Here is a 1,371-nt window from a genome sequence, read left to right on the forward strand (position 1 = left end):
TAACGATATTGCTAATGGAGAAACTTGGCGCGCTGTTGCAAAGCGCTACAAAATCAGCAAATTCACCGTCTATAGCTGGATTAAAAATCCCCATCCTAAAGGTTTTACTGAGCGTAAGCCCTCAAAGATTGATGATGAAACCTTGCTTAAGGATATTGAGCAGTATCCCGATGATTACCAATGGGAAAGCGCTAGACGTTTTAATTGCTCGCAATCAGCGATTTGTTATGCTCTAAAGCGACTAAAGATAACGCATAAAAAAAGATTAACCAACATCCAAAAGCCAACACAGAGAAAAGAGAGCACTTTCAAGAACAAATAGTAGATAAGACCGCTCAAGAAAAACCGATAGTCTATCTTGATGAATGTGGTTTTAAAGCCTTTGCTCATAGACCTTATGGCTACAGCACAAAAGGACAAGTTTGTCATGGAAGTGATAACTGGCATTTAAAGAACCAGAGCAATGCGATTGGAGCCATTATCAATGGAGAATTGTTTGCCTTACGCTTATATAATGGTCCTATTAACAGCGATATTTTCTCTCATTGGGTGAGAGAAGCACTGTTACCTGAGTGACCTAAAAACAGTGTAATTGTCATGGACAATGCCGCTTTTCATAAACGCAGTGATGTTCAAGCAATCATTGAAGAGCATGGGCATGAGATACTTTGGTTACCCCCTTATAGTCCAGACTTAAATCCCATTGAAAAGATGTGGGCTTGGATTAAGCAAATAGCAAAGAATGGCGGATGGATTGTATTGATACTTTATTCTTTTATCTGCTTTGGATTGGGTTGGGTTTTAGATGATTGTACTATAACAAAACTGTGTTCAAGCTCTGGGTCTGAGAGGTTGTGCCATTGTCCGAGTAAGATGGCTTTGAACATCGCTAGTGGTTCATAATAAAGTGGGCGTCCAGTATGTTCCTGACGGTATCAGAATTGTTGCAGGCTTTGGCGTATGGGATTCCAGTCAATAACGGCTTGAAGCTTGAGTAAAGGAAATCAATCGATGTGTTTGGCAATGATGCTTTTGGTGGTTTGAGACCTTTACAAAATTCCGTTTTATACTAATTTTTGCTACTAGTAGAAAAATTAACACTATGATTTTAATATGTTTTCAAAATTTAAAAAATTGTAATTTCTCTATTTTATGTTTTTTTTTGCAAAGGTCTCTATCTGAGTATAGCCAACTTCCTAAAAAATGCATACAACGTTAACTCAATATGCACATTGAAAATAGCATCCTATCTCAAAATACGGTATGCATTTTTTTGAGAGCCCTGCTATAGTGTTTTAAAGTTTTTAGACTTTAATAGCTTTTTCTTCATGAATGATAGCACCCACTTCACTAGGTAATATTCTTTATGTT

2 protein-coding genes and 1 pseudogene are annotated in these 1,371 nt (G+C 37.1%); 2 read left to right on the plus strand and 1 reads right to left on the minus strand.

The features are described 5' to 3' along the window. Both A5N85_RS13550 and A5N85_RS15395 read left to right on the plus strand, forming a co-directional pair. Positions 1–322: IS630 transposase-related protein (locus A5N85_RS13550; protein WP_249023990.1), on the plus strand; the 322-nt coding region annotated here is incomplete at its 5' end. A gap of 269 nt (positions 323–591) precedes the next feature. Beyond that, positions 592–903: a transposase gene (locus A5N85_RS15395; protein WP_346243182.1), complete on the plus strand. Its 312-nt coding sequence runs from the start codon at positions 592–594 to the stop codon at positions 901–903. Here the strand turns inward: A5N85_RS15395 and A5N85_RS16780 are convergent. Beyond that, positions 819–1,028, minus strand: a pseudogene (locus tag A5N85_RS16780) (transposase); the annotation flags it as partial. The gene A5N85_RS15395 and the pseudogene A5N85_RS16780 overlap by 85 nt on opposite strands. Positions 1,029–1,371: the final 343 nt, after the last annotated feature.

It is taken from the genome of Suttonella ornithocola, from assembly GCF_001889065.1.
Taxonomy (GTDB): domain Bacteria; phylum Pseudomonadota; class Gammaproteobacteria; order Cardiobacteriales; family Cardiobacteriaceae; genus Suttonella_A; species Suttonella_A ornithocola.